General features: G+C 27.8%; 6 protein-coding genes. All 6 read right to left on the bottom strand.

What is annotated here, in order from left to right; translation table 11 throughout:
• On the bottom strand, positions 1-495 hold a 495-nt coding region (locus DIU01_RS10005; protein WP_290834028.1), incomplete at its 3' end, for a type II secretion system protein J.
• Positions 485-826, bottom strand: coding sequence for a hypothetical protein (locus tag DIU01_RS10000; protein ID WP_290834027.1), 342 nt, complete (start codon positions 824-826; stop codon positions 485-487). The genes DIU01_RS10005 and DIU01_RS10000, both read right to left, overlap by 11 nt.
• Complete coding sequence (locus DIU01_RS09995; protein WP_290834025.1) at positions 814-2,097, bottom strand: hypothetical protein; 1,284 nt, start codon at positions 2,095-2,097, stop codon at positions 814-816. The genes DIU01_RS10000 and DIU01_RS09995 overlap by 13 nt, the downstream gene beginning before the upstream one ends.
• Positions 2,097-2,567 (bottom strand): hypothetical protein, encoded by a 471-nt coding sequence (locus DIU01_RS09990; RefSeq protein ID WP_290834023.1) that lies wholly within the window; start codon positions 2,565-2,567, stop codon positions 2,097-2,099. The genes DIU01_RS09995 and DIU01_RS09990 overlap by 1 nt, the downstream gene beginning before the upstream one ends.
• Position 2,568: 1 nt before the next feature.
• A complete protein-coding gene (locus DIU01_RS09985; RefSeq protein WP_290834021.1) occupies positions 2,569-3,498 on the bottom strand; it encodes a hypothetical protein in 930 nt (309 codons plus the stop codon).
• An 11-nt stretch (positions 3,499-3,509) separates the two neighbouring features.
• Positions 3,510-4,238, bottom strand: coding sequence for a hypothetical protein (locus DIU01_RS09980; RefSeq protein WP_290834019.1), 729 nt, complete (start codon positions 4,236-4,238; stop codon positions 3,510-3,512).
• Between the last annotated feature and the right edge of the window lie 190 nt (positions 4,239-4,428).

Raw genomic sequence — 4,428 nt, 5'->3', positions numbered from 1 at the left:
TGTATAAGAGACAGATTTTCTAGTTTTCACAATTTCTTGATTCATAAAAAGAGTTGCATCATTTTTTTTAAAGACAAAGAAATGAGAGTCAGCTGCTTCTTTTTTTTCTATAAAAGAGATTGCATCAATAATTCCTTCGGTCACTTCATTACCTTGAAAAAATAGTTTTTCAATTTGAATTTCCGTATTTAAAGTATCTGTATTTCTTAATACAAAATCATTGTTCAAATTGTAATAGACCGAATCTATTTCGGATTTAAAAACTAGCTGATTGTCATTTGAATTAAAAATAATTTGTGAGTGCTTGTTAAAATCCAACCAAATCCTTTGTTTAAAAAAAGCTAAATTGGTTGTTCTATCGTAATTTTTTTGAATTACTACAATTTGTTTGTTTACTAAATTTAAAACTGTAAACGCCAAACCCACAACAATAACTGTAATTATCATTGCAATCAGTAATTCCGATAGAGTAAAAGATTTTACTTTACTTTTCATCAATTCTACTTTTAATTACTTTTTTATTGGATTTGTTTTTCTTTGCCTCAAATTCTACTATTTTCTCATTACTATCAACTGAAACTATCTTATTAACTGAAATTTCCCAATTTTGATATGTTTCATTATATGGAAGTACAATTTTATTATTTTGATACTCATATTCCAATTCATATAGTCTATTTTCTATTTCCGTTGTATTGTTGTTAAATCCATTTAACAATAGATTGTTTATCACCAAACTTGAAACAATAAAAATCACAACTATCAAAACAGTTGCAACTAATGACTCAACTAATGTGGCTGATTTTATTTTCTTTAATACATCCATTTAGCAATTCCTTTTTTACTATCTTCAAATAAAATTCCACAAAATGATTCTGGGAAATTATCATCTACAATTTGTCCGTTAAAGATATGATTTATAAAAATTGAGCCAGCCGCATTTACCACAAACTGATTAGTGTATACAGAACCCACAACCTTACCTTTTAATTCAAAATTCCCTTGACAATACACTTCTCCTTTTACAGAGGAATTTTCATCAAGAAACAATTGTGTTTTAAAATCATTTTCTTTAACAGATTTGAAATAACAAAGTGTTCCTTTTATTTCTGAATTTTTGTCTATTGCAATATGATAATCTTCTGGTTGTGAATTACTAAATAGTTGCTTCTCTTCATCTTCAATTAAGACCAACGCAGATGGATAATTTAATTTGCAATTCTTACCTATTGTAATTTTCTTACTTGCTATAACTTGAAAATTACCTTTAACACCATCCTCTACTTCAACTATTGGCGCAATAATTAATACATCTTTTAATTGTGAAGTTTTTTTTATTCTTATTAACTCATCCGATTTTATTATAATATTCCCAGAAAGTCTATTGTTATTTAATTCAATCATTCCACTTTTATAAAAAACCTTTGTTTGCTTTAAAAACGAGTTTGGAGCTTCAACCAAATCATTTTCGCCAATAAATTCTTCTTGATTGAACTTATTGTTTAAAAAATATAATTTAAGTTGTTCAGCAAATGTATTCCTCAATTTTGGAAGAAATAAACCGCTACTTTTTGTAACACCTTGAATTAATTCTTGTCCATAAAAACTCTCACCTGCAATATATCCTGGATTAATTCCTTGATTTGGAAGAAAAACAGTTCCTTTTAAAATTGTTTTGCCAACAATCACTAGTGGTTTATACGTATCTTGTAAGTATAATGTAGGCCTCATACTGGACTCCATTTGCGTACCTAACAAAGCACATTTGTAGAATATTTTTTTTCTATGAGTAGTTTTTACAATTGCTTTCTCAAATATACCCCAATGTGAAAGGTGAACTTGAATCATTTGGTTTTCTTGACTTAAATCTTTTAAAGTAATTGTGTCTGAGGTTTGATTTTCCTCTTTCAATAAATAGTTTATTCCTGAAGTAGCTAATTGTATGTTTTCTACTGTCGCTTTAGATTGTTCTATAAAGAAATTATGGGTATTTTGTAACAGAACAAGCCCAGCTAAAACTAAAGCAATAACAACCCCAATAAAAATAGTAAACTGAAGTGCTCCTGAAAAGACTTTATTTTTTATAATTAACTTCACTATTGTATAAAGACCACTTTTAAATCTCCTTTATAAACTGCATAAATAGTTTCTCTGTTACCTTCTTTTAATTTTACTTCATTCTCAACATCACCTTTTCTCATAAAATAAGTTTTCCCATTTATAATGATCATGAATACTTTCACTTTCTCTTTATTATCAGAAACTATACCTTTGTATTGAATTTGAGGCCATACTAATTCTTCTTTTACTATTACAGCTTTACTCTTTGGTTTTACAACATTTGATTTTTGAGAATCATCAATTATTTTTCCTAAAAAAGGATCTCTACTATTGACTTTGACACTAAATGTATCTTTAGGCTTAATTATAAATGGCTTAATGGCAATTTCTTTAGTTGCATTATCTACAATCTCAGTATCAGAAAATGAAAAAAATTGATAAATTACTGCACCCCAAATAAATAAAACAATGGGCAACAATACATATATGCTTTTTTTATTCTTCATTTTAGTCAATTGTGAAACTAAAGGTAGAACTAACACTTCCAACATTACCTGCTGTATCAAATGCTTTAACTCTCCAATAATAAGTTCCTTCACTTAATGTTTTAGAAAATGGACTTGTAGCCTGTGCTTTTGAGTCTAAAATAGTCAATGCATTATCAGTATAAATATAGATACTATCTCTTTCTGTACTACCCGAAATTGGAGTCCTTGTCCATTGAAAAGAAATATCTGTTACCGTTGTGGTGCTTGAGTTGGCAGGAGTTGAAAGAGTTGGTGTGTTGGGTGGAGTTACATCAACTAAAATTGACCTTGCAGAATAAAGCGTATAATCTGTTCCATTTGTAGCTCTAACTTTCCATTGAAAAGATCCTTCTGGAAAAGTATAATTATACAATGTATTTGCCGTATTTACATCTAATAACAAAGTACTTGAACTATCAAACACCTGTAATTGATAATTAGTTGCTCCTATTATTGACTGCCAACTTAAACTTTGGGTTGGAATTTTTGTAATTAAATTATTTGCAGGAGAGGTTAATAAAACGGTGTTACTCTGAAAATCTTCATTGCTTGCAACTGTAACTGATCTTTTGGAAAAAGAAGTACTATATGATCCATTTAATGCTCTTACTCTCCATTCGTATTGGCCAACAGGTAATTGTTGTGTAAATGAAGTTGATGAAATAACTGTATCTAGAACTATTTGAAGTGGATTTGAAAAATTTGGTTTTGCTACTTGTATTTGATATTCTGTAGCATCTTGAACACCATTCCATGAAAATGTTATTCCAGTTGTTAAAAATTGAGCATTGTCAAATGGCGCAACTAGTTCCACCTCTTCTTCTGAAATATCTTGCTCAATAAGTATTTCACTACATGAAAAAAAAGTACTCAAACAAAGTAGTAGTATAATTATCTTATTGTAATTCATAATTTTCATTTTTACATTTTATACAAACTCTTGTTTCTTCTTTTCTCTTTAATTTTAGTATGCGTATTGCCTTTACATGATTTACAATCAACAATAATGTCTGCAAGATACCATTCTTGTCTTTTATTTAATGCCCAACAACCTTTACTTAATTCATAACCTAAAACAACACCCGATTGCAAGTCGATTGTTTCGGTCAATTTATTTGATTTGTATAATGCTAAGGCGTATTTTTTTTCTTGTTTATTAATTAAATAATAAGCATCTGCTTGTTTTATTTTGTTAATATTTTCTGATGAAAGAGTTGTAGCAATACTTGTTATAAGTTTCGCTTTTTTTGTGTCTTTCAAAAAACTGATAACATTTTTGTTGTTGTTAGTGTTTATTTCCTCAAGATAACCAGAAACATCTAAAATACTAATAGTAACTAACTCGGGTTTTGTATCCAAACTGTCAATATATTCTATTTTAGATTGACTTTGATTGTACTTAGACTTTTTAATATAAAGTTTGTTTAACTTTTTATCAAAAGGCACAATACTAACATCTACTCTAATTTTATTTTCTAAATTTGGAAAAACACGAGTTGAAAAATCATTTTTTATATAAACTGATTTTGATAGGCCAATACTACCTAATTCAGTAGTATTGTTTGAAATTTTATAATTTTTATCTTTTATCTTTACCGTTTGACACGAAGCAAAACTTACTAATAATAACAGTAGAATATATTTCTTCATTTAAGCATTGTTTTTTTGTAAAGTTAAAAAAATATGTCTAGTCTTAGGCATTAAATTTATTGTTGTGTTTATCTTGAAAAAGACTTTGAGTAAATTATTAAATTTTAATCCAATTTGAAGAAATAATTCTTTTTTTGTGCAGATTGTGAAGTTTATCTTACGAATATTTATTATTAATATTTAAATCATA

The sequence above is a fragment of the Flavobacterium sp. genome (genome assembly GCF_003525665.1).
In the GTDB taxonomy this organism is placed as follows: domain Bacteria; phylum Bacteroidota; class Bacteroidia; order Flavobacteriales; family Flavobacteriaceae; genus Flavobacterium.
Note: the sequence above shows the minus strand (reverse complement) of the source record. Positions and strands in the feature narration are given on the sequence as shown.